At 64.4% G+C, this 21,685-nt stretch carries 24 protein-coding genes; 15 read left to right on the forward strand and 9 right to left on the reverse strand.

Going from position 1 to position 21,685, the window contains the following annotated elements; genetic code table 11:
* Nucleotides 1–254: 254 nt before the first annotated feature.
* Nucleotides 255–776, reverse strand: a complete 522-nt coding sequence (locus HHL25_RS13670) for a MarR family winged helix-turn-helix transcriptional regulator (protein ID WP_169591778.1) — start codon at nucleotides 774–776, stop codon at nucleotides 255–257.
* Nucleotides 777–917: 141 nt separating this feature from the next.
* On the opposite strand from HHL25_RS13670, the gene HHL25_RS13675 reads away from it, so the two are divergent.
* Both HHL25_RS13675 and ybaK read left to right on the forward strand, forming a co-directional pair.
* Entirely contained in the window at nucleotides 918–1,268 is a 351-nt protein-coding gene (locus tag HHL25_RS13675) for an ArsC family reductase (RefSeq protein ID WP_169591782.1), read from the forward strand.
* 4 nt (nucleotides 1,269–1,272) lie between these two features.
* Complete coding sequence (gene ybaK / locus HHL25_RS13680; RefSeq protein ID WP_169591786.1) at nucleotides 1,273–1,746, forward strand: Cys-tRNA(Pro) deacylase; 474 nt, start codon at nucleotides 1,273–1,275, stop codon at nucleotides 1,744–1,746.
* Nucleotides 1,747–1,773: 27 nt separating this feature from the next.
* On the opposite strand, the gene HHL25_RS13685 is transcribed toward ybaK, so the two are convergent.
* Nucleotides 1,774–2,619: a hypothetical protein gene (locus tag HHL25_RS13685; protein WP_169591790.1), complete on the reverse strand. Its 846-nt coding sequence runs from the start codon at nucleotides 2,617–2,619 to the stop codon at nucleotides 1,774–1,776.
* 79 nt (nucleotides 2,620–2,698) lie between these two features.
* Between HHL25_RS13685 and HHL25_RS13690 the strand changes: the two genes are divergently transcribed.
* Entirely contained in the window at nucleotides 2,699–3,952 is a 1,254-nt protein-coding gene (locus tag HHL25_RS13690) for an aminopeptidase (protein WP_169591793.1), read from the forward strand.
* Between the two features lie 43 nt (nucleotides 3,953–3,995).
* Here HHL25_RS13690 and HHL25_RS13695 read toward each other — a convergent pair whose 3' ends face one another.
* Together HHL25_RS13695 and xseA are read right to left on the reverse strand one after the other, a co-directional pair.
* Entirely contained in the window at nucleotides 3,996–4,337 is a 342-nt protein-coding gene (locus HHL25_RS13695) for a hypothetical protein (protein ID WP_169591797.1), read from the reverse strand.
* A 247-nt stretch (nucleotides 4,338–4,584) separates the two neighbouring features.
* A complete protein-coding gene (gene xseA / locus HHL25_RS13700; RefSeq protein ID WP_169591801.1) occupies nucleotides 4,585–6,222 on the reverse strand; it encodes an exodeoxyribonuclease VII large subunit in 1,638 nt (545 codons plus the stop codon).
* A 217-nt stretch (nucleotides 6,223–6,439) separates the two neighbouring features.
* Here xseA and HHL25_RS13705 point away from each other — a divergent pair, with 217 nt between their 5' ends.
* Both HHL25_RS13705 and HHL25_RS13710 read left to right on the forward strand, forming a co-directional pair.
* Nucleotides 6,440–6,703: a spike base protein, RCAP_Rcc01079 family gene (locus HHL25_RS13705; protein ID WP_169591805.1), complete on the forward strand. Its 264-nt coding sequence runs from the start codon at nucleotides 6,440–6,442 to the stop codon at nucleotides 6,701–6,703.
* Nucleotides 6,704–6,826: 123 nt separating this feature from the next.
* A complete protein-coding gene (locus HHL25_RS13710) occupies nucleotides 6,827–7,045 on the forward strand; it encodes a hypothetical protein (protein ID WP_169591808.1) in 219 nt (72 codons plus the stop codon).
* 30 nt (nucleotides 7,046–7,075) lie between these two features.
* Here HHL25_RS13710 and HHL25_RS13715 read toward each other — a convergent pair whose 3' ends face one another.
* Nucleotides 7,076–8,896, reverse strand: a complete 1,821-nt coding sequence (locus HHL25_RS13715; protein ID WP_169591812.1) for a hypothetical protein — start codon at nucleotides 8,894–8,896, stop codon at nucleotides 7,076–7,078.
* 161 nt (nucleotides 8,897–9,057) lie between these two features.
* On the opposite strand from HHL25_RS13715, the gene HHL25_RS13720 reads away from it, so the two are divergent.
* Both HHL25_RS13720 and HHL25_RS13725 read left to right on the forward strand, forming a co-directional pair.
* The gene (locus HHL25_RS13720; protein ID WP_169591816.1) at nucleotides 9,058–10,053 is read left to right on the forward strand and encodes a glycosyltransferase; all 996 of its coding nucleotides are present in this window, start codon (nucleotides 9,058–9,060) and stop codon (nucleotides 10,051–10,053) included.
* Nucleotides 10,050–10,424, forward strand: a complete 375-nt coding sequence (locus tag HHL25_RS13725; protein WP_169591820.1) for a GtrA family protein — start codon at nucleotides 10,050–10,052, stop codon at nucleotides 10,422–10,424. Before HHL25_RS13720 ends, HHL25_RS13725 begins: the two co-directional genes overlap by 4 nt.
* 9 nt (nucleotides 10,425–10,433) lie before the next feature.
* Here HHL25_RS13725 and HHL25_RS13730 read toward each other — a convergent pair whose 3' ends face one another.
* Nucleotides 10,434–11,423 (reverse strand): Gfo/Idh/MocA family protein, encoded by a 990-nt coding sequence (locus HHL25_RS13730; protein WP_169591824.1) that lies wholly within the window; start codon nucleotides 11,421–11,423, stop codon nucleotides 10,434–10,436.
* Between the two features lie 202 nt (nucleotides 11,424–11,625).
* Here HHL25_RS13730 and HHL25_RS13735 point away from each other — a divergent pair, with 202 nt between their 5' ends.
* The 6 genes from HHL25_RS13735 (at nucleotide 11,626) to HHL25_RS13760 (ending at nucleotide 15,232) form a co-directional block, all read left to right on the forward strand.
* Entirely contained in the window at nucleotides 11,626–12,186 is a 561-nt protein-coding gene (locus HHL25_RS13735) for a cysteine hydrolase family protein (protein ID WP_169591828.1), read from the forward strand.
* Nucleotides 12,183–13,166, forward strand: coding sequence for a GlxA family transcriptional regulator (locus tag HHL25_RS13740; protein WP_169591833.1), 984 nt, complete (start codon nucleotides 12,183–12,185; stop codon nucleotides 13,164–13,166). Before HHL25_RS13735 ends, HHL25_RS13740 begins: the two co-directional genes overlap by 4 nt.
* 96 nt (nucleotides 13,167–13,262) lie before the next feature.
* A complete protein-coding gene (locus HHL25_RS13745; RefSeq protein WP_169591836.1) occupies nucleotides 13,263–14,213 on the forward strand; it encodes an aldo/keto reductase in 951 nt (316 codons plus the stop codon).
* Nucleotides 14,214–14,220: 7 nt separating this feature from the next.
* Nucleotides 14,221–14,667: a GNAT family N-acetyltransferase gene (locus HHL25_RS13750; RefSeq protein WP_169591841.1), complete on the forward strand. Its 447-nt coding sequence runs from the start codon at nucleotides 14,221–14,223 to the stop codon at nucleotides 14,665–14,667.
* Between the two features lie 51 nt (nucleotides 14,668–14,718).
* Nucleotides 14,719–14,937 (forward strand): type II toxin-antitoxin system RelB family antitoxin, encoded by a 219-nt coding sequence (gene relB, locus HHL25_RS13755; protein WP_169591845.1) that lies wholly within the window; start codon nucleotides 14,719–14,721, stop codon nucleotides 14,935–14,937.
* A complete protein-coding gene (locus tag HHL25_RS13760) occupies nucleotides 14,927–15,232 on the forward strand; it encodes a type II toxin-antitoxin system RelE family toxin (RefSeq protein WP_169591849.1) in 306 nt (101 codons plus the stop codon). Before relB ends, HHL25_RS13760 begins: the two co-directional genes overlap by 11 nt.
* On the opposite strand, the gene HHL25_RS13765 is transcribed toward HHL25_RS13760, so the two are convergent.
* A complete protein-coding gene (locus tag HHL25_RS13765; RefSeq protein ID WP_169591852.1) occupies nucleotides 15,201–16,112 on the reverse strand; it encodes a LysR family transcriptional regulator in 912 nt (303 codons plus the stop codon). The two genes, HHL25_RS13760 and HHL25_RS13765, sit on opposite strands and share 32 nt — an antisense overlap.
* A 122-nt stretch (nucleotides 16,113–16,234) precedes the next feature.
* Between HHL25_RS13765 and HHL25_RS13770 the strand changes: the two genes are divergently transcribed.
* Nucleotides 16,235–17,233, forward strand: coding sequence for an aldo/keto reductase (locus tag HHL25_RS13770; protein WP_169591855.1), 999 nt, complete (start codon nucleotides 16,235–16,237; stop codon nucleotides 17,231–17,233).
* Between the two features lie 8 nt (nucleotides 17,234–17,241).
* Here the strand turns inward: HHL25_RS13770 and HHL25_RS13775 are convergent, their stop codons facing one another.
* The gene (locus HHL25_RS13775; protein ID WP_205927874.1) at nucleotides 17,242–17,991 is read right to left on the reverse strand and encodes an AraC family transcriptional regulator; all 750 of its coding nucleotides are present in this window, start codon (nucleotides 17,989–17,991) and stop codon (nucleotides 17,242–17,244) included.
* 283 nt (nucleotides 17,992–18,274) lie between these two features.
* Here HHL25_RS13775 and HHL25_RS13780 point away from each other — a divergent pair, with 283 nt between their 5' ends.
* Entirely contained in the window at nucleotides 18,275–19,168 is an 894-nt protein-coding gene (locus HHL25_RS13780; RefSeq protein WP_169591861.1) for a DMT family transporter, read from the forward strand.
* Between the two features lie 83 nt (nucleotides 19,169–19,251).
* Here HHL25_RS13780 and pheT read toward each other — a convergent pair whose 3' ends face one another.
* Nucleotides 19,252–21,675 (reverse strand): phenylalanine--tRNA ligase subunit beta, encoded by a 2,424-nt coding sequence (pheT, locus tag HHL25_RS13785; RefSeq protein WP_169591864.1) that lies wholly within the window; start codon nucleotides 21,673–21,675, stop codon nucleotides 19,252–19,254.
* Nucleotides 21,676–21,685 lie beyond the last annotated feature (10 nt).

Raw genomic sequence — 21,685 nt, forward strand, 5'->3', positions numbered from 1 at the left:
TTGGCCCCGGCGTCTCGTCATCGTCAATTGCCCTTCTGACGGCAACGGGCCGCTATGGCGAGCCTCACGGCCTGGCGCAACACCGTTTCTGTCAGTGGAATGCGAGCGGTGTCGCTGGGCGGTGTCGCCCGTTTCAGCAGCCGTGCCATGACCGGAATTGATTGAACAAGTCTTTGCATCGCACCTCTCCCGTCTCCAATATATGCATGCATTATGCATATATATGGATCATGTCAAGACGACGGAACCTGCCATCACTTCATGTGGCTGATCGGGCAGCGGGCCCGCACGCAGACCGATTCGTCGCAGACCCGGCAGACGACGTCCTGGTCGGCGCCGAGATCGACAAGTGCCGGCAGCACCTTCTCCGCAAGTCGGCCGAACAACTGCATTTCATCGGGGTCGAGCACCGCGAAGGCACGTTCCGTCACGCCGCGCCGCGCTTCCTTGCAGCGGCCGTACAATGCCCTCCCCGCCTCCGTCAGCTTCAGAGCCTTCGCTCGCCGGTCCCCGTCAACCGGCTCGCTGCGCAGGACCAGACCCGCGGCTTCCAGCTGATCGATGAGGCGCACGGAGGCGGAATGGGAAAGCCCGATGATCCGCCGCAGCGTCTCGATAGTTATGCCGGAGCCGGTGCCGATCTGGATCAGGGCCGCGACCGAGCTGGGACCAAGCCCGATATCGGCTTCATAGGCGCGCTCAAGCTTGTCGACCAGCGCCAGGCTCATGGCGCCGAAGATATTCTCGAAGCGAAGTTTTTCCGTGTCGTCAGCCATTCTACCCTCATGTGCAGTTTGCATATAATTCGTGCGTTTGGCCACCACAAGAACGTGTTCGCCCGACCCGCAAGGCGGATTTTCTTTGGGCGCCACCTCGTGCTATCTGCGGTCTGATTGTTTCATCTCGGATTTTCGACCATGCAGGCACGGCTTTACGGCATCAAGAATTGCGACACGATGAAGAAGGCGCGCGACTGGCTCGACAGCCACGGCGTCGCCTACGTGTTCCATGACTACAAAACGACAGGCATCGACCGCGCCCATCTCGAGGCCTGGTGCCGCGAAGCCGGATGGGAAACCGTTCTCAACCGGGCCGGCACGACCTTCAAGAAGCTGTCCGACGAAGACAGGGGCAATCTTGATCAGGACAAGGCGATCGCGCTGATGCTCGCCCAGCCATCGATGATCAAGCGACCGGTGCTGGAAGCGGACGGCAAATTGCTGATCGGCTTCAAGCCGGATGTCTACGCGGCAGAACTGAAGGCCTGAGGCGATGGCGAAGACCACGCGTGCGACGCAGTTCCTGGAAAAGGCGGGGGTCGCCTTCACCACGCACACCTATGACTACGACCCGAACGCCGAACGCATCGGGCTTCAGGCGGCCGAGGCGATCGGCGAGGAGCCGCACCGGGTGCTGAAGACGCTGATGGCCGAACTCGACGGCAAGCCGGTCTGCGTCGTCGTGCCCTCGGACAAGGAGGTGAGCATGAAGAGACTCGCAGCCGCTTTTGGCGGCAAGCATGCGGCGATGATGAAGCCGACCATGGCAGAGAAGCTGACGGGTTACGTCGTCGGCGGGATCAGTCCTTTCGGCCAGAAGAAACAGGTCCCGACAGCAATCGAGGCCGAGGCGATGACCGAGGCGCTCGTCTACATGAATGGCGGGCAACGGGGCCTTCAGGTGCGGCTGTCGCCGGAAGCCGCCCTCAAGGCACTCGGCGCGATTTCAGCCCCGCTCGTCGCCTGAGCCGCGCCGCCGGGGAGCGGCCTCCCTTCAGTTCCATGTGGCCGCCCATTCGCGTAGTGCCGTCCTGGCGGATGCCGGCCAGCTCTTCACCTCCGGCCGGACGATGATCTTCGCGTCAAGCGGTTTCCAGGCGACATAGACCTGCTCTTCCGTCGTGTCGGCGACCACGATCGCCTCCACCGCGCCGCAGCTGTGCGGCAGGCAGCTGGTGCCGACATAGAAGCCGCCGTCCCGCAGCTCGCCGCTGCCGACACCGGTGATGATCTCTTTGAAGTCCGCCGCGTCGTCGCCCAGAAGCGCGTCGAGCTGATCGGCGATCGCGCCGAAGTCGTAAAGGCCCGAGGGGTGTTCGGGCGGTGCGGAGACGAGGCTGTCCCAGCCCTTGCCCGGATCGGGTTGGAAGGCGAGCGCGCCCATGGATTTGAAGCCGTTCGTCGGATCCCAACTCCAGCGTTCGCCGTCCCGACCCGGAAGGGGTTCAGCCGTAAAGACCAGCTTGCCGTCCTCCTCACTCGAGGAGACGCCGACGCAATCTTCGGGAAACATCTCAAGCTTCGGTTCATCGCCTGCCGGGAGTGTCAGGACGAATGGTGTCGGGGCGCAGGCATTGCCGCCGTCGGAGGAGGTGCCGACGATCGTCTGGACATCGTCGATGACGGCGACGCGTTCGATATGGACATAGATGTTGCGATGGACTTCCCGGTCATCGAGCTTCAGGATTTCGCCGTCGTCGTTCGATTCGACCACGACCCGATGGCCGAATACCTGCAGGTCGAATTCCATCGCGAAGGCGGACGAACCCCATCCGCCCCACAAGCCCGCCGCCAAGAGCACCGCCGTTGTCGTGGAGCTTGTCCTCCGCAGCATACGCATCCCTCAATCTCCCGCCTTCAATTTCGCCGCAAAGCCCGTTAGGCTTGCCGCTTCTCGCCAACAAGCATCAGGCAATCCCATGACATTCCTGCCCGAATTTGAAACCGCCGTCGATCCGGTCCGTCTCGAAAAACTCGCCGAAGTGGCTGTAAAGGTCGGCCTCCAGCTGCAGAAGGACCAGGATCTGGTGATCACCGCGCCGATCGCGGCCCTGCCGCTCGTGCGGCTGATCACGCGGCATGCCTACAAGGCAGGCGCCGGCATCGTGACGACCTTCTACGCCGACGAGGAAACCACGCTGGCGCGCTATGCCCATGCCCCCGACCAGAGCTTCGACAAGGCCTCGGGCTGGCTCTATGACGGCATGGCGAAGGCCTATGAGAACGGGGCCGCCCGCCTGGCGATCGCCGGGGACAATCCGATGCTGCTTTCCGGGCAGGATCCGGCCAAGGTGGCGCGCGCCAACAAGGCGAACTCGATCGCCTACAAGCCGGCGCTCGAGCATATCTCGAATTTCGACATCAACTGGAACATCTGCTCCTACCCCAACCCGTCCTGGGCAAAACTGGTGTTTCCGGACGTTCCGGTGACTGAAGCCGTCGCGAAACTGGCTGAGGCGATCTTCGCCGCCTCGCGCGTCAACGAGGCCGATCCGGTCGCTGCATGGGCGGCCCATAATGCGGAGCTGCGCAAGCGGTCGCGCTGGCTGAACGACGAACGCTTCGCGGCCCTGCACTTCACCGGACCGGGCACCGACCTGACCGTGGGGCTCGCCGACGGCCATGAATGGCACGGCGGCGCCTCGACCGCGAAGAACGGCGTCACCTGCAATCCCAACATCCCGACGGAAGAGGTCTTCACCACGCCGCATGCGCTGAAGGTGGAGGGTCATGTCTGCTCGACCAAGCCGCTGTCGCACCAGGGAACGCTGATCGACAACATTAAAGTCCGGTTCGAGGGCGGCCGCATCGTCGAGGCCAAGGCGACCAGGGGCGAGGAAGTCCTCCTCAAGGTCCTCGATACCGACGAGGGCGCGCGCCGTCTCGGCGAAGTGGCACTGGTGCCGCATTCCTCGCCGATCTCGGCCTCCGGCATCCTGTTCTACAACACCCTGTTCGACGAGAACGCCTCCTGCCACATCGCGCTCGGCCAATGCTACTCGAAGTGCTTCCTCGACGGCGCCTCGCTCTCTCAGGAACAGATCAAGGCACAGGGCGGCAATTCCTCGCTGATCCATATCGACTGGATGATCGGGTCCGGTGAAGTCGACATTGACGGCGTGCGGCCGGACGGCGCCCGGGTGGCGGTCATGCGCAAGGGCGAATGGGCCTGAAAGGATCCGGCCCGCCCTCGCAAGAGCGGCGGGCCGTCCCATCTCAACGGTAGTAGATGATCCTGCCGCCGTTTGCGGCGGTCTGGACCCAGACCACGTTGTGCCGGGCGATATGGCGCCGCGCCAGCGCTTCCTGGAGGCTTGCGTCCCGCTCGACTTCGGCCTGTGCCGCCTGCAGGCGGGCCGGCGTCTGGAATTCCGGCGAGAACGGACCGCCCATGCCGCCCTCTCGGTGGCCGGGCCAGACGGAAACGGCGGTCACGCCGTCATTGTAGTTGCGGCCGAACAGGATTGCCGCGACGTCCGCCTGATCGGCAAGCGCCGATGCGCCCAGAACCGACGACATCAAAAGGCCACTCAGCACCGCCGTCGAAAAACTCTTCATGGTGTCTTCTCCTTGTCTTCAGCGGCACACGCCCGCCCCGCGACGATCCGAGTGACCGTCGGTGCGCGCCATGCCGTCAGAGATGAGATAGGCGTTCGATCCGGCGTTTAAATGGCAAGAGCCAGGCAGCAGTCCTGCGGGTGATCACGAGGCAGTGAGAGAACGGCCGGCATGCGATCGTCATGCGCGCTGAAAACGCGGCAAGCCGCCCGCACGCGCCGGACTGTCTCGCCGCCTTCACCGCCCGTCAGAACAGGCTTCCCTGTCCGGCGGGTGGATCGCTTTTCCTGGACGCACGCGGCGCGGCGGGTCTGGCAGGCGCCACAGCGCCGGCGGCCGGCGCTTCGGGGGATGAGGAGGGCTGTACGGGCGATCCGTCACCGCCCTCGGTCACCGCCCTCAGCCGGCCATCGGCAAACTCGATGGAAATGGCTGCTCCTGCGGAAAGGGCGGCCGCGCGGGATACCGGGCGGTCCGCCGCGTCGCGGATCACCGCATAGCCGCGCATCAGCACGTTCTTGTAGGACAGCGACTGCAGCATGCGCTCGTGGCCAGAAAGGGTCGCACGGTGGGCGCGCAGTTCGTTGGCGAGCGCGCTGTCTGAGCGGCGGATCAGGCCGTCCAGACGATCACGGCTGCGGTCCATCTGGGTGCGCAGCCTTACCGGCACGTTTCGCAGCACCGCGTCCGCACCGGTCACGCGTCCGCGCAGCCGGTCGATCATCCGCTCGACGATGCGCTCGGCCATCGCCGCCCGCTCGGTGATGCGCTGGCGGCGCTCGCCGAGGCGGCGCGCCAGCATGTCGGGCGAGAGGCGCGATGCGGCCCGTTCGAAGGCGCGGCGCTTGGCCATCGTGTTGAGCTCGAGGCCTCGGCCGAGCCCGGCGGCCGCCTCGTCGAAACGGCGGCGCGGCAGGGCGAGCAACTGGTCGAGCGAGGGAAGCGCACGCGCCAGCGCCCGCAAGCCCTGGCGGCGGGTTTCCATCTGCCGGGCGGACGCCCCGGAGAGGCGCGCGGCGAGGTTCGCGACCTGGGCGACGAGATCCGCCTTCACCGGTACCGCCATTTCGGCCGCCCCTGTCGGCGTCGGCGCCCTGACGTCGGCGGCGTAGTCGATGAGCGTCCAGTCCGTCTCGTGACCAACCGCCGAAATCAGCGGTATGACGCTTGCCGCCGCCGCGCGTACGACGATCTCGTCGTTGAAGCCCCAGAGGTCTTCGAGACTTCCGCCGCCACGGGCGACGATCAGCACGTCAGGACGGGGGATTTCGCCCACCGGGTCCATGGCGTTGAAGCCATGGATGGCGTTCGCCACCTCCTCGCCACAGCCCTCGCCCTGCACCTTGACAGGCCAGACGAGCACATGGACCGGAAAGCGGTCGGCGATACGGTGGAGAATATCGCGAATGACGGCGCCGGTCGGCGACGTCACGACACCGATCACCTTCGGCATATAGGGCAGCAACTGCTTCGTCGCGGGATCGAACAGGCCCTCGGCACCCAGCCGGCGCTTGCGTTCCTCGATCAGCGCCATCAGCGCGCCGGCGCCGGCGGGCTCCATCTGCTCGATGACGATCTGGTACTTCGACGAGCCGGGAAAGGTGGTGATGCGGCCGGTGGCGATCACCTCCATGCCCTCTTCCGGCCGATATTTCAGCTTGGAAAAGGACCCCTTCCAGATGACCGCGTCGATGCGCGACTTGTCGTCCTTCAGGCTGAAATAGGCATGACCGGAGGAATGCTGGCCGCGATAGCCGGAGATCTCGCCCCGCACGCGCACATGGTCGAAGGCGGTCTCGATCGTCCGCTTGATCGAACCCGACAGCTCCGAGACGGTGAACTCGGCGAGATTGGTGGGCGAATCATCGCTGAAGAAACTGGTCATGGACTTCTAGTACCGCAAAAAACGGGGAAGATCAGCAAGGCTTGCGACCCTCTCCCGTGCCTTGGATCGTCAGCCAAGCGCCGGAAAAACAAAACATAGCGCTGCCTAACATCACCGCAAACGGCGCGAAGAATCTTTTCTCGCAGTCCCGAACGTCCCCGCCACACCGGCCTTGGTCGACAATGGCTCCATTGCAGACCTCAAGCGGAGCTTCGTCATGACCGATCGTTTTTCCCATTCCCAGCCGTCCCTTTCCGGCCCCGCATCGGCGGGCTTTTCCGTCACGCCGAGCGACACCACCGACCTTGAGGAGGCGACCCGCGCCCTTTATGTCGGAACCGGCGGCGACCTCTCGGTCGTCATGCTGTCGGGCGTCACGCTTCTCCTCAACGGTGTGCCGGATGGCAGCCTTCTGCCGCTTCGCGTGACGCGCGTCCGTGCGACGGGCACCACGGCCAGCGAGATCGTCGCTCTCGCCTGAGCCGCCGCGTTGACAACTCGACGAGCCGGGCGCCACTGCGGTGTCCGGCCGATTTACCTTTCGGAAACCATTTCGCCGTCAGACTGCCCGCCTTCTGGAGGCGATTTTCGTGGAGGTGCAGGCTTGATCTTCGTGACGGCACTGGCGATCGGCATGGTGACCGGCATCGCCCGCTCGGCGATGGTGATCGCCTTCGTCGCGATCTTGGGTGGACTGGGTTTCGGTCTGGCCGCCGTGTTCACCTCGGCCTCGGTTTCCCTGATCGGCCTTTACAGCGGGTTCAATTGCGGGCTCGCCACGGCACTCGCCGCGCAAATGGTGAAGGCCCTCCGCCGCGGCTAGAAGCGGACATTCGCCCCCCCCTCCCACGCCTTACTGTTCGAACTTCGTCCGATAAAGGGCAATGCCCGAGCGGGGATCCCTCGGCAAGGGCACCAGGTAGGCCGGGATCTCGCCGCGGCCGAGCGCGGCATAGAGCCCGTCCGTCTTCAGCTTGCGGATCGCCGCCGTCTGGAGGTCCGAATGACAGTAGGCAAGGATCGTCACTCCGGCACCCCGCAGGAAGGCTTCCGCCTCCTTCGGCTCGGTCAGGCCGATATGCAACTCGGTCAGCATGCCGCCCTGGTTGCGGTGATAGGGAGCGGACAGCACCCGGTGCGGGGTGAAACGCAGGATTTCCGACCCGATATTGGAGGGTGCCGCGACCGTCGCGGGCGGAAGCCCGGCCAGTTGGTGCAGCGCGGTCGCCGTTTCGCAATCCTCCGCAGCGGCTGCCGGCGCGTTCGCCTCGAAACGGCGCGTCAGGCCCATCGTGCCCTCGGTTGCGAAGACCCCGACCAGTACCCAGACACTCGGCACGGACAGAAGCGTCGCCACCACGAAGGTGAAGCCGGCGCTGAGGTTCTCCGGATCATTATTAGCGTTGCGGCGTAGCTCGGCAATCAGGAGCGAGAGGGGCAGGATCGACAGAAGGTTGGCGAAAACGGCACCGCGCACCTGGATGAGTGCAATGATCCAGGAGACGAGGATCAGCGCGAAAAGCACGGCATGGATCTGGGCCCGGTCGTCGCGCAGGACACGGAAGACACAGACGGTCAGCGCCAGGAACCCGGCGGCGTAGAAACCACCCAACCCGGCCGGCTCGATCCGCAGCTGGCCCAGGACCGACTGCGCCTCGGCGACATAATCGAGCCAGAGGGTGAAGAGCAGCGGATCGAGATCGTTCAGCGGGTTCTGCAGGCATTGCGGTGCCAGCACCAGGGCTGCGGCAAAAACGAGCACGCCGTCGAGCGCGAGCACCGCGAAGCGCATGGGCCGGCCGAGACCGCTCGCGAGCAGCGAAGACAGCAGGAGCAGCACCCCGCCAACGGCGGCGATGCCGTAATAACCAATCGACAGGCTGTCGCAGGTGACGGCCGTATAGAGGCGCGGCGGTACCGTCGCGAAAAAGACGGCTGAAATGGCGATGGTGACGGCCAGCGAAAAGGCACGTGCGGCGGGCCGGAAGGCTTCGCCGTTCCATGCCCACAGCGCTGCCACGACAAGGCAGGCCGCAGCGACGAAGGGCGTCGTCTCCGCACCGATCGCAATGGCGATGGCGCAGGCGACCCCGGCGAGGGCAAAACTCCAAGCGCGCTGACGCGGATCCACCAGCATGGCTGCAATCACCGCCACCAGCACCAGCTGGACATTGTGATGGTCAATGGCACCGGGCAGGAAGCGGTTCGACGTGAAGACGAGCAGCGCGCCGAGGCCAAGCGCGATCAGCATCGCCGGCGGCCCGCCTATCCGGCGCGCACCGACGGCGATCGCGATCATCATCGGGATCGTGAGGGAGAGCGGCCAGACCAGGAGTGCCGCGGCTTCCGCCCGCTCGGGCGCGAAGAACAGGGAGAAGAATAGGATCAGCGTTGCGATCGGCAGGTCGATCAGCCGCGACCAATGCATGAGGGTCCCGCCTTCGAGCCCCAACCGGTACTGCGTGAGGTCGAACCAGCTCTGGCCGGCGAGCAGGTCACGCACCTCGACGAGACGCATCACATCGTCGTTGTCGATGCCGACATAGTCGGTCGCTCCGGGGAGGTTGACCACGAGCAGCAAAAGGATGACCGCCGCCGAGAATAGGGAGATCAGTATCCAGGGCCTGGCCCACAGCCCCGATCCTGCCTTGTCGGAAAGTCCCTGGTCGGCCATGCGCGCTGCGATCCCCAAGCACCCGCGACGGAAGCCCGTGGCGAGGCGAAAAAGGTTGAATGACAAATCTTCCCGAAACCTAGCCTTAACCTTCTCAAGAAATAGTAAAACCGGGCCGGACACCTCTTTGTCGGGCATGTCTTCAGTAGCGAGTATATGATATGCGTGAGCCTGGACCTGAAAGTCTCGACGTGGCGGTTCTCCTGCCTTGCTACAATGAAGCAGGTACCATCGGCGCGGTCGTCCGCAGTTTCCGCGAGACGCTGCCGCAGGCGCGCATCTACGTCTACGACAACAACTCGACAGACAGCACGGCTCTGACCGCGATGCTTGCCGGCGCGACCGTCGTTCGCGAGCGCCGCCAGGGCAAGGGTCATGTGGTCCGTCGCATGTTCTGCGACATCGACGCCGACGTCTACATCATGGCAGACGGCGACGGCACCTATGCGCCGGAGGACGCGGAGGAACTCATCCGCACGCTCGTTACCGAGCGCTGCGACATGGTGGTCGGCACCCGTCGCGGCGTGCATGCCGATGCCGGCCGCCAGGGACATGCCTTCGGCAACCGCCTGTTCAACCAACTCTACCGCATCCTGTTCGGCAACGATTTCACCGACATCCTGTCCGGCTACCGCGCCTTCTCGCGCCGTTTCGTCAAGAGTTTCCCGGCCGTTTCGGCGGGCTTCGAAATTGAGACCGAGATGTCGGTGCATGCCTCGCGGCTCAAGCTGCCGGTCTGCGAACTCGAACTCGACTACGGCCGCCGCCCCGAGGGCTCGCACTCCAAGCTGTCGACTTTCAAGGACGGCGCGAAGATCCTCTGGATGTTCGCCATGCTGATGAAGGAAACCCGGCCTTTCGCCTTTTTCGGCACGATCAGCGCGGCGATCATGGCGGCAAGCCTCGTCTTCATGATCCCGGTCCTCATCGAGTTCTTCACCACCGGCCTCGTCAGCCGCATGCCGACCTGGGTCGCGGCGATGGCGCTGATGATGATGTCGTTCCTCAGCTTCACCGCAGCGCTGATTCTCGATTCCGTCGCCCGCTCCCGGGCCGAGCAGTTGCGGATCCACTACATGAACCTTCCGGCACTGACGCGCAGTCCCGCGCCCGTCCGTGCGGTCGAAACGCCCGGCCGCCGGGCGGATGCGGCATGAAGAAGCTCCTGCGCTTCGGCATCGTCGGCGCGCTGGGTTTCCTGGTCGATGCCAGCATGCTCGCGGCCCTGCTCGCCTGGACGCCAGCCGGCCCCTTCCTTGCCCGCGCGATCGCGATCGCCGTCGCTCTCGTCTCGACCTGGCTCATGAACCGCAGCTTCACCTTCGGCGCCTCGCGCCATTCGCTGGCTGTCGAGGGCTTCCGCTATGGTTCGGTCGGGCTTACCTCGGCGGTGGTGAACTACCTGATCTATGCAGGGCTTCTGATCTCGGTGCCGATCCTGCAGCCGCTGGCGGCGCTGGTGATCGCCTCGATCGCCGCCATGGCCTTTTCCTTCTTCGGCTATTCGCGTTTCGTCTTCCGCCGTTGAGCCCTTCGCTCAGACCGACTCCCAGCCGTCCCTTTCACCGGCGCGATAGATCGCATCGATGAAGCGCTGGTTGGCCCAAGAGCTTTCGAGGCTGACGATCTCGCTGCGATCCCCGGAAAGCGCCGCCTTGGCGAATGCCTCCGCCTCGCGCCGGTACTGGCGGCTGTCCTGGAACCGGAAGATCTGCGACTGGTTGTGCGACTGGTTGGAGAGTTCGACCTCCTCCGGTCCCCAGCGGTCGGCATTGAAGGGCGAGCGGACCTCGATGAAACCCTCGGTACCGTGGAAGACCATCGACTGCCGATTGGCCATCTGGGTCGAGATGTAGAAGCTCAGCTCGAAGCCGCCGAAGTCCGCCTTGACGCTCGAATAGATGTCGGTGCCGAACTCCGGATCACGTTCGACGACCGCCTGCACGCGCTTCGGCTCGGCACCCGTGGCAAACCGGGTCGAGATCGCCGGATAGACGCCGATGTCCGGCAGGCCGCCGCCGCCCAGCGCGGGGATATTGCGCATGTTGCCGGGATCCCGGTTGAAATAGGTGAAGACGCCCTGGACGTGGCGAAGCGTTCCGATCGCCCCTTCGGCGAGCAGCGAGCGAACCTTCCGCCAGACCGGCGTGTAAGTGACCATGAACGCTTCGGAGATCAGCACGCCGTTTCGCTCCCGCGCCGCGATCAGCGGATCGATGTCGGCCGCCTTCAGCGCGATCGGCTTTTCGCACAGCACGTGCTTGCCGGCATCCGCCGCCTTGACCGACCATTCAACATGCTGCGCCGTCGGCAGGGGAATGTAGACGGCGTCGATCACGTCGGAGGCGAGCATCTCCTCGTAGGAGCCGAAGGCATGCGGCACCGAGAAGCGATCGGCCATGGCGCGCGCCTTTTCAAGGTCGCGGCTCGCCACCGCCGTCACCACACAGTTCTCGGCATCCTGCATGGCCGGCACCACGAGATCACGACCGATCCTGGCCGTCGACAGAATTCCAAAACGCAGCATGGGTATCTCCTCCTGTATCGTTGCAGGCAAACTAGTCAGACACGGCCGGCATTGCAACGGCTCGATGAGAGCTTCGGAAACACTGGAGGGGACTTGGGGCATTGAATGGCTGGATTCGTCCCATGATCGTCCGGCGAGTGTCTTTCTGCCTTTCATTCTGCGGATAGAATTGGCTATATCGTTGTTCAAAAGGATGCAGAAAATGACCGATACGAAAACCGCCCTCCTGGTGATCGATGTTCAGGAGTCCTTCCGCCACCGGCCGTACTGGCGCGACGAAGACGTCGCCGTCTATCAGTCCCGGCAGCAGGCGCTGATCGACGGCGCGCGGGCAGCCGGGCATGCCGTCGTGCAGATCTTCCACACCGACGACGACGCCGAGTTTCGCCTCGACAGCGGCTTCGTCACGACGCTTGCAGGCCTGAGGATCCAGCCGGACCTCGTCCTCCACAAGACCCGTCATTCGGCCTTCGTCGGCACGCCGCTCGAAGTCTGGCTGCGCCAGCGCGGCATCGGCCGGCTGATCGTCTCGGGCATCCGCACCGAGCAGTGCTGCGAGACGACGACGCGGCACGGCGCCGATCTCGGCTTTGCCGTAGACTATGTGACGGAGGCGACGCTGACCTTCCCGATGACGCACGCCTCCGGACGGGTTTTCAGCGCCGACGACATCAGGATCCGCACCGAACTCGTGCTTGCCGGCCGCTTCGCCCGTATCGTCACCGTGGACGAGGCTCTCGGACGGATCGGACTTGCCGCATGACCTTGGCACAGCATACCGACCGCCGGATCATCCCCATCTATGTCGTGTTGCCGCCGCACACGCTGCTGATGGACGTCGCCGGACCGGTCGAGGTGCTGCGCTATGCCAATATCGAACAGGAGGCGATCCTGTTCGACTGCCACTTCGTCGCCGCGCGCCGTGAACAGACCACCTCGATCGGACTGACCCTCGCCAACCTCGAGCCCCTCCCCGAAAGGCTGCCTGAAGGCGCCTTCGTCATCGTATCGGGCAGTATCGGCAAGGTGCCTGATCCGGCGCTCGTCGAGGCGGAGCGGCGCGAGATCGCCGCCTGGCTCCGCCGCAGCGTCGTTCCCGGCATCACGCTCGTCACTATCTGCTCGGGCGCGCTGATCGCCGCGGCCGCCGGCTTGCTCGACGGGCACGCCTGTACCACCCATGCCGATTGCATCGACGACTTGCGTCGTCTCGCACCCGGCGCACAGGTTCTGGAAAACCGGCTCTTCGTCGAAGACGGCGAACGTTATTCGAGCGCCGGGATTTCCACCGGCACGGACCTGATGCTGCATCTCGTCGCCAAGCTCACCTCGGCGGCGACCGCCCTTTCGATTGCCCGCGTCATGGTCGTCTACATGCGCCGCAGCGGCTCGGACCCGCAGCTCTCCCCCTGGCTTTCCGGCCGAAACCACATGCATCCGGCGATCCATCGCATCCAGGATGCGATCATGGCCGATCCGGCCCGCGACTGGACGCTCTTGCAGCTTGCGGATCTCGGCCATCTCAGCGAACGGCACATGACGCGGCTCTTCCGCGAGCACACCGACCTCACGGTGACGGCCTATGTGAACCTGATGCGCGTGACGCTCGCCCGGGAGATCCTCGCCGGAACGCGGCTCGACATGGAGGCGGTCGCGGAACGCTCGGGCTTTGCCTCCCCACGGCACCTGCGCCGCATCTGGTCGCAGCACAACGATCAGCCGCCCAGCCACTATCGCCGTTAGATCAAAGAAATTGAGTGGTCGATCAACGGGGCGGTTGCTAACCTCTGGCCTCCTCCATCCGACCGCCCGGTCGTCATCCAACGCGGAGCTCTCGTCATGCAGATGCGCAAACTCGGCCGCACCGGCCTTTCCATCGCGCCCGTCGTCTTCGGCGGCAACGTCTTCGGCTGGACCGCGGACGAAAAGACGTCCTTCGACCTGCTCGATGCCTTCTTCGACGCCGGATACAATGCCATCGACACGGCGGACGTCTATTCGTCCTGGGTCGACGGCCATCAGGGCGGCGAGAGCGAGACGATCATCGGCAAATGGCTGAAGCGCGGCCATGTCCCCCGCGACAAGGCGGTGATCGTCACCAAGGTCGGGTTCGACAGCCAGGGCCGCAAGACGGGCCTTTCCGCCAAATGGATCGCGGAGGCGGCAGAGGCCTCGCTGAAGCGCCTCGGCACCGACTATATCGACCTCTACCTCGCCCACAAGCCGGACGACGAGGTGCCGATCGAGGAGACGCTGGAAGCGTTCTCGAAGCTCAAGGAACAGGGCAAGATCCGCGCGATCGGCTGCTCCAACTATGATGCCGACCAACTGCAGTCCTCCTTCGACGTCGCAACCCGCAGCAACCTGCCGCGCTACGACGTCGTGCAGCCCGAATACAATCTCTATACCCGCGACCGGTTCGACGGGCCGTTGGCGGACCTCTGCATCAAGGAGGAGATCGGTGTCATCAGCTACTATGCGCTGGCGGCAGGCTTCCTGACCGGAAAGTATCGCAGCCTGAAGGACACCGAGGGCGCGGCGCGCAGCTATCGCGTCGGCGGCTATCTCGACGACAAGGGATTGCGGATCCTCGCCGCCCTCGACACGGTTGCGGCCGAGACCGGCACGACGCCGGCGACGGTGGCCATCGCCTGGGTTGCGGCACGCCCCGGCATCACGGCACCGATCGCCTCGGCGACCAGCGTGCGCCAGCTCGAAAGCCTGGTCGCCGCCGGAACGCTTGAACTTTCCGCGGCCCAGATGGCCCTTGTCAACGACGCCGGAGCGTAAGCCATTCATGACCGTTGAAATTCGTGACGCCCAACCTCGCGACGAGGCCGCCTGGCGCCGGCTCTGGGCCGGATATCTCACCTTCTACAAGGTCGACCTCGCGTCCGAGATCACCGATCGCACCTGGGCCCGGATCCTTGATCCGGCCTCGCGCGTCGCGATGCGGGTGGCGTTCGTCGACGGCGTGATGGCCGGCTTCGCCATCCATCACTTCCACGATTCCACCTGGGCGCTGACGCCGGACTGCTATCTGGAAGATCTCTATCTCGCGGAAGAATTCCGCGGACAGGGCCTCGGCCGGGCACTGATCGACGACCTGATCGCGCTGGCAAAAGAGAAGGGCTGGTCGCGCCTCTACTGGCACACCAACCACGACAATGCGACCGCCCGCAAGCTCTACGACACCTATGCCAAGGAAGACGGACATGTGCGCTATAGGATGACGCTTGCTTAATTTGTCTCCGGCTGAAGACTGTAATAGACTTCAGCGCGAAGGAGTTCGACCATGGCCAACGTGAACATCCGGATCGACGACGAAATCGAAGTGCGCTGGGAAAAGATCGCCAAGGCTCACGGCCTTGATCGCAACGATATGTTCCGCGAAGCGATCATCGAAAAGCTCGAGGAACTGGAAGATCTCTACGCCGCGGAGGCTCGCCTGAAAGAGTCCTTCAAGCCCGTGCCGAACGATCAGGTTTGGAAGGAACTTGGGCTTGCGGATTGACTGGCATCCCGCCGCTGTGGAGGAACTCCGGCAGCTCGGGACCGCCGACCAGCGACGCATCAAGAAGACCTTGGATCTGCTGTTGCAGCTCGATGATCCAAGGCAGCGTCTCCAACCCTATCGGGGCGACCTGAAGGACTTCTGGAGGCTTAGGGTGGGCGATGTCCGTCTTGTCTGCCAGATCAGGCGCGAGGGCGACGACTACGTCCTCGTGATCCGGGTCGCCCATCGCAGTTCCGTCTATTCCAATCGCAGCCGCCGGCTTATCCAGGCACGCGATCCGGACCAGCCGTGAAGCGGAAGAAATCCACGAAGGCTCTCAGCGCCGGGCGCATCTGCCGGCGCGACGGGTAGTAGATGAAGAAACCCTCGAAGGGCGGGCACCAGTCCTCGAGCACGGGCACCAGCCTTCCGTCGCGCACGTCCTCGTCGATCCGCGCGTCGAAGAGATAAGCAAGCCCTACGCCGTCGAGCGCTGCCCGGCGCATCAGCCGCTGGTCGGAAAGGGTGAGTGGCCCCGGCACGTCGACGGCAAGCGTCTTTCCGTCCTTTTCCAACTCCCAGCGATAGAGGCGACCGCTCGAAAACCGCCGCCGGATGCAGCGGTGGCGGAAGAGGTCCCCCGGCACCTGCGGCTGGCCATGGGCGGCGACGTATTCGGGCGCGGCGACGATCAGGCCGCGCTGCGGGCCGCTTGCCCTTACAGCGATCATGTCGGCTTCCAGATGTTCACCGAGCCTCAGCCCCGCGTCGAAACCTTCGGCGACGATGTCCTCGAAGCGATCATTGGTGACGACGTCGAGTTCGATTTCAGGATAGGCCGCAAGGAAGGCCCCGAGACGCGGCACGATGAGATCCTCGGCGGCGAGCATCGGCATGGTCACGCGCAGGAGCCCGGCCGGTCGGCCGCGATCCTCGGCAAGGGCAGCCAAAGCCGCATCGATGTCGGAAAGCGCCGGCGCCAGCGTCTCGAGCAGGCGCCTGCCCTCCTCCGTCGGCGCGACGCTACGCGTGGTGCGGGCGAGAAGCCGGACGCCGAGGCTTGCCTCGAGCGTCGCCACCGCATGGCTGACGGCGGACGGCGCAATGCCGAGTTCGGCAGATGCCTTGCGAAAGCTGCAGGTCTCGGCGACGATCGCCAGCACGGCGAGTTGAGAGAGTTGGGTCCGGTTCATTGTTCTATTTGATAGAATAAGGATGACAAACTTACAGCCCTTTTCTTATCCAATCTGACCGTTATGCTGGCACTCTCACTTTCGCGCTGGAAAGAGGCGCTTCTCGAAAAGAGGTTCAGACCATGAAGACAAGACAGCTCGGCCCGCTTTCCGTTTCCTCGCTCGGACTCGGCTGTATGGGCATGACGCACGGCTATACCCAGACCGGTGACGAGGCCGGCTCGCTCGCCACGCTCGCCCGCGCCGTCGAGCTTGGCGTCACTCTGTTCGACACCGCCGAGATCTACGGGCCGTTCACCAACGAGATTCTGGTCGGCAAGGGCCTCAAGCCCTACCGCGACAAGGTGAAGATCGCCACCAAGTTCGGCTTCCGGATCAATACGGAGAACCCCAACGACGCAAGCGCCGGCGGCACCGATTCCCGCCCCGAACATGTGCGGGAGGTCGCCGAGGCCTCGCTGAAGCGGCTCGGCGTCGAGGTCATCGACCTCTTCTACCAGCACCGCGTCGATCCCGACGTGCCGATCGAGGATACGGTCGGCGCGATGGCCGATCTGGTTCGCGAGGGCAAGGTCAAAGCGCTCGGCCTGTCGGAAGCCAGCGCCGCAACGCTCCGCCGCGCCCATGCCGTTCACCCGATCGCCGCGATCCAGAGCGAGTATTCACTCTGGACGCGCGACCCGGAAGAGAACGGCGTGCTCGAGACCTGCCGCGAGCTCGGCATCGGTTTCGTGCCCTTCTCGCCGCTCGGCCGCGGTGTGCTGACCGGGGCGCTGAAGACGCTCGACGGGCTTGCCGAGAACGATTTCCGCCGCTCCCTGCCACGCTTCTCGCAGGAGAATTTCGACGCCAATCTGGCGCTTGTCGCGACCCTGGAACGGATGGCGGCGAACAAGGGCGTCACGCCCGGCCAACTGGCGCTCGCCTGGGTGCTCGCCCAGGGCGACTTCATCGTGCCGATCCCCGGCACCACCAAGATCGCCAACCTCGAAAAGAACGTCGCCGCTGCCGACATCGTGCTCTCGGCGCAGGAGGTGGAGACGCTGGGCGACATGCTGTCTCCCAAGAAGGTGGCGGGTGCCCGCTATCCCGAGCGCATGGCGCAGATGGCGAACAAGTAACAGGAGGATCAGGCGGCGCCTGAGATGCTGTGCCGATAGGCGGACGGCGTCGTTCCGGTCATCGCCTTGAACACCCTCGTCATGTGGCTCTGGCTGCTGAAGCCGCAGGCGGATGCGATCTGAGCAATCGGATCGCATCCCGAAAGCAGGGTCCTGGCGCGAGCCAGACGCCGGTGCAATACCCAGCCATGGGGAGATACGCCACAGCTGGCAGTGAACATGCGCTGCAGGTGGAACTCGCTGAGGCCGGCGATCGACGCCAGCTCGGGCAGGGTGACATGCGTGTCCAGATTGGCCTCGATATAGTCGAGGATACGGCGCCGGACGGCCGGAGAGAGACCGCCCCTTATCGCACCTGACCGCGCACCGCTGTAACGCGGATCGCGAAAGACGTTTACAAAGGCCGCGTTGATCGCTTCCTCGGCAAGAAGCGGCTGTTGCGACCGTGTCGCCATCGCCAGACACCGCATCGCCTCGGCCAGCGCCGGCGCATGTTCGAACGTCGCCTCGGGCAGAACCATCAGCCGGGCATCCTGATCGAAGGTTTCGGTGAACACGCGCCTGAGTTCATGATCCGGAACATAGAGATGGACGAACTCGAAGACGTCGGTGATCTCCCATTCGGACGAGGCGCCCTGCGGCATCAGGCAGACGGCGCCTGGCCAGCCATGCGCAGAACCGGCGTCGAGCCGGCGGGTGCCAGCTCCTCCCTCCAGATAAAGACTGAAAGTGTGATCCTGCGTCCGTTCATAGGTCATGCGGTCGTGCGCATTGCGCCAGATCGCGGCCGAACGACCAAGACCCAGATCGAGTGCTCCTGTTTTCTGCGCGCTCGGCGACGCCGAGAGAAAACTGAAGACAGACCTGTGTTGGCACGACATGGGTAAACCTCGAAAACAGACCTTCATTCTATCGCAGACTTCGCGGCGAGCCACTGCCGAATACTGCTTCAGGCACCCTCGATCGGCACTTCGCCGCAAGAATGTGCAAGAAGTGCCAGACGGCGCGCCTTAACCCTCGGGCAAATTCTACGAGGGCTACATGACCAACTTTCTTCTGTTTGCTTCGACCGTCGCCATCTGGGGCACCACCTGGATCGGCATTGCCATGCAAGTCGGCCCGGTTCCGGTGCTGGTCTCCGTCTTCTACCGCTTCGCGACGGCGGCCGTGCTGTTTCTCCTGGTGCTCGCCCTCACGGGCAAGCTGAAAATACCGGCTCTGAAGCACCAGCCATTCATTCTCGCGCAGGCGGTGTGCCTGTTCTGCTGCAACTTCCTCTGTTTCTACAACGCGGCAAGCTTTGTTCCATCGGGGTTGATCTCCGTGATCTTTTCCCTGGCGACCATCTACAATGCGGTCAATGCGCGATTGTTCTTCGGGGATAGCATCACCAGCCGAACGCTGGTCGCAGCCGTCCTCGGCGCCACCGGTCTCGGATTGCTCTTCGGTCCGGACATCGTGCTCGACTTCGACGCCAACACCTGGAAGGGTATCGGTCTTTCCGCACTCGGAACTTTGTTCTTTTCGCTCGGCAACATGGCCTCGCGCCGTAACAGTGTCGCCGGGATCTCGCCCGTGATCGCCAATTCGTGGGGGATGGCCTATGGTGCCGTCATGCTGGCGGCCCTGATTGCGCTGACCGGCACGCCCGTCGTCGCTCCTCCGGATGCCCGGTACCTGATCGCCATGCTCTACCTTGCCGTCATCGGCTCCGTGGTCGGCTTCACCACCTATCTCATGCTGGTCTCGCGCCTCGGTTCATCCAAGGCCGCCTATACGACGGTGCTTTTTCCGGTCGTCGCCCTTTCGCTGTCGACGGTCTACGAGGGCTATCACTGGACAGCGACAGGATTGTTCGGGCTCTTCCTGACGCTGCTTGGCAACGTGATCATCTTCACGCGGCCGGCAGCCAGGCGCGCTACCGTCGCCGCGTGACGGCGAACCGACGGGCATGCTCTCCCTGAACGAAGAAAGGCCCGCCGAAGCGGGCCTTTCGATTTATTCCACCGACGGGTGCCTCAAGCGCGCAGGCTGCCGCCCGTGGTCTTTTCGACATTGCCGACGATCTTTTTCGTCAACGCGTCGAAGTCCTCGTCGGTCAGCGTCTTTTCGACCGGCTGGATCAGCACCTCGATCGCGACCGACTTCTTGCCCTCGCCGACGGAGGCGCCCTCGAAGATGTCGAAGACATTGACGCCGGTGATCAGCTTGCGGTCGGCGCTTGCCGCCGCCTTGATGATCGCACCGGCTTCGACCGACTTCTCGACCACGAAGGCGAAGTCGCGCTTGACCATCTGGAAGGGCGAGAGATCGAGCGCCGGCTTGGTGCGGGTCGCCTTCTTCTTCGGCTCCGGCATGATGTCGAGATAGACTTCGAAACCACAGAGAGCGCCCGATACGTCGAGGGCCTCGAGCGTCTTCGGATGGAATTCGCCAAAATGGCCGACTACCACCTTCGGACCCATCTTGATCGTGCCGGAGCGGCCCGGATGGTACCATTCGGCCCCCCCCTGCTCGACCTGGACATTCGACATCGGCAGGCCGCAGGCCTCGAGCACGGCGAGCGCGTCGGCCTTGGCGTCATAGACGTCAACCGGCTTGCCGCCGCCCTTGGCCGCGTTCGACCACATGCGGCCGGCGCCGGCAAGCGATGCCGTGCCGCGGCGTATGCCGCCAGCGACGCGGCGCTGGCCTTCCGGCTTGTCGCTCTCGTAGGTGCCCGATACCTCGAAGATCGCCACGTCACCGAAACCACGGTCGGCATTGCGCTGGGCTGCCGTCAAGAGGCCGGGCAGCAGCGAGGGGCGCATGTCCGACATGTCGGCGGCGATCGGGTTGGCGAGCTTCAGCGCGCGGCTGCCGCCGCCGAAGAGCTTTGCCTGCTCTTCCGGGATGAAGGACCAGGTGACGGCTTCCAGCATGCCGCGCGAGGCAAGCGCCCGCTTGGCAGTGCGCGTGCGGATCTGCAGCGGCGTCAGGATGCGGCCGTTGACGCTGCCGGTCGGGGCAAGCGGCTCGGGCTTGATGTTGTCGACGCCATGCACGCGCATGACCTCTTCCACCAGGTCCGCCTTGCCGTCGACGTCCGGGCGCCAGGAGGGCACGGCGACCGAAACGGTCTCGCCGTCGCCGGTGACCTCGAAGCCAAGGCCAGTCAGGATCGTGCGGGCTTCCGCGTTGGACACGTTGAGGCCGGTCAGGCGCTTCACTTCCGAGAAGGGGAAGTCGACGATCTTGCGATCGAAGCCCTTGTAGCCGACGACCCTGGCCTTGGCCGCGGTGCCGCCGCACATGGACAGAACCAGTTCCGTGGTCCGCTCGAGGCCCGGCATCATGTATTCCGGGTCGACGCCACGCTCGAAGCGATAGCGCGCATCGGTGATGATGCCGTGGCTGCGGCCGGTCTTGGCGATGTTGATCGGGTCCCAGAGCGCCGACTCGATCAATACGTTGACAGTATTGTCATCGCAGCCGGAATGCTCGCCGCCCATGATGCCGCCGATCGATTCCGGACCGTTGTCGTCGGCGATGATGACGTTGGTCGGATTGAGCTTGTAGGTGCGGGTGTCGAGCGCGAGGATTTCCTCGCCTTCCCGCGCCCGGCGCACGACGAGCGCGCCCTTGACCTTGTCGGCGTCGAAGACGTGCATCGGACGGCCCTGATCGAAGGTCATGTAGTTGGTGACGTCGACCAGCGCGGAAATCGGACGAAGGCCGATGGCCAGAAGCCGCTGCTGCATCCATTTCGGGCTCGGGCCGTTCTTGACGCCGCGCACCAGACGGTAGGCGAAGCCGGGGCAGAGCCGCTCGTCGTCAAGAACGATCTTCACCTCGATCGGCGTTTCGCCCTCGGTCGTGAACTCGGGCGCCTTCGGCGCCTTGAGCGTGCCGAGGCCGGAGGCCGCGAGATCGCGGGCGATGCCGTAGACGGAGGTGCAGTCGGGACGGTTCGGCGTCAGGTTGATCTCGATGACCGGATCGTCGAGACCGGCATAGGATGCGAACGAGGTGCCGACCGGCGCATCTTCCGGAAGGTCGATGATGCCGTCGTGATTGTCCGACATGTTGAGCTCTTTTTCGGAGCACATCATGCCATGGCTTTCGACGCCGCGGATCTTGCCGACGGCAAGCGTCACGTCGATGCCGGGCACATAGACGCCGGGGCGGGCCAGAGCGCCGACGAGACCGGCGCGGGCATTCGGCGCGCCGCAGACGATCTGCACCGGCTTGCCGTCGCCGGCATCGACGGAGAGAACCTTCAGCCGGTCGGCCTCGGGATGCTTCTCGGCCGTCAGGACCCTGGCGATGACGAAGGGCTTGTAGGCGGCCTTGTCATCGACATCCTCGACCTCGAGGCCGATCGCCGTCAGACGCTCGCAGATCTCGTCGAGCGTGGCGTCGGTTTCGAGGTGATCCTTCAGCCAGGAGAGTGTGAATTTCATCGTTCTTTCC

Source organism: Rhizobium terricola, assembly GCF_012927355.1.
Classification (GTDB): domain Bacteria; phylum Pseudomonadota; class Alphaproteobacteria; order Rhizobiales; family Rhizobiaceae; genus Allorhizobium; species Allorhizobium terricola.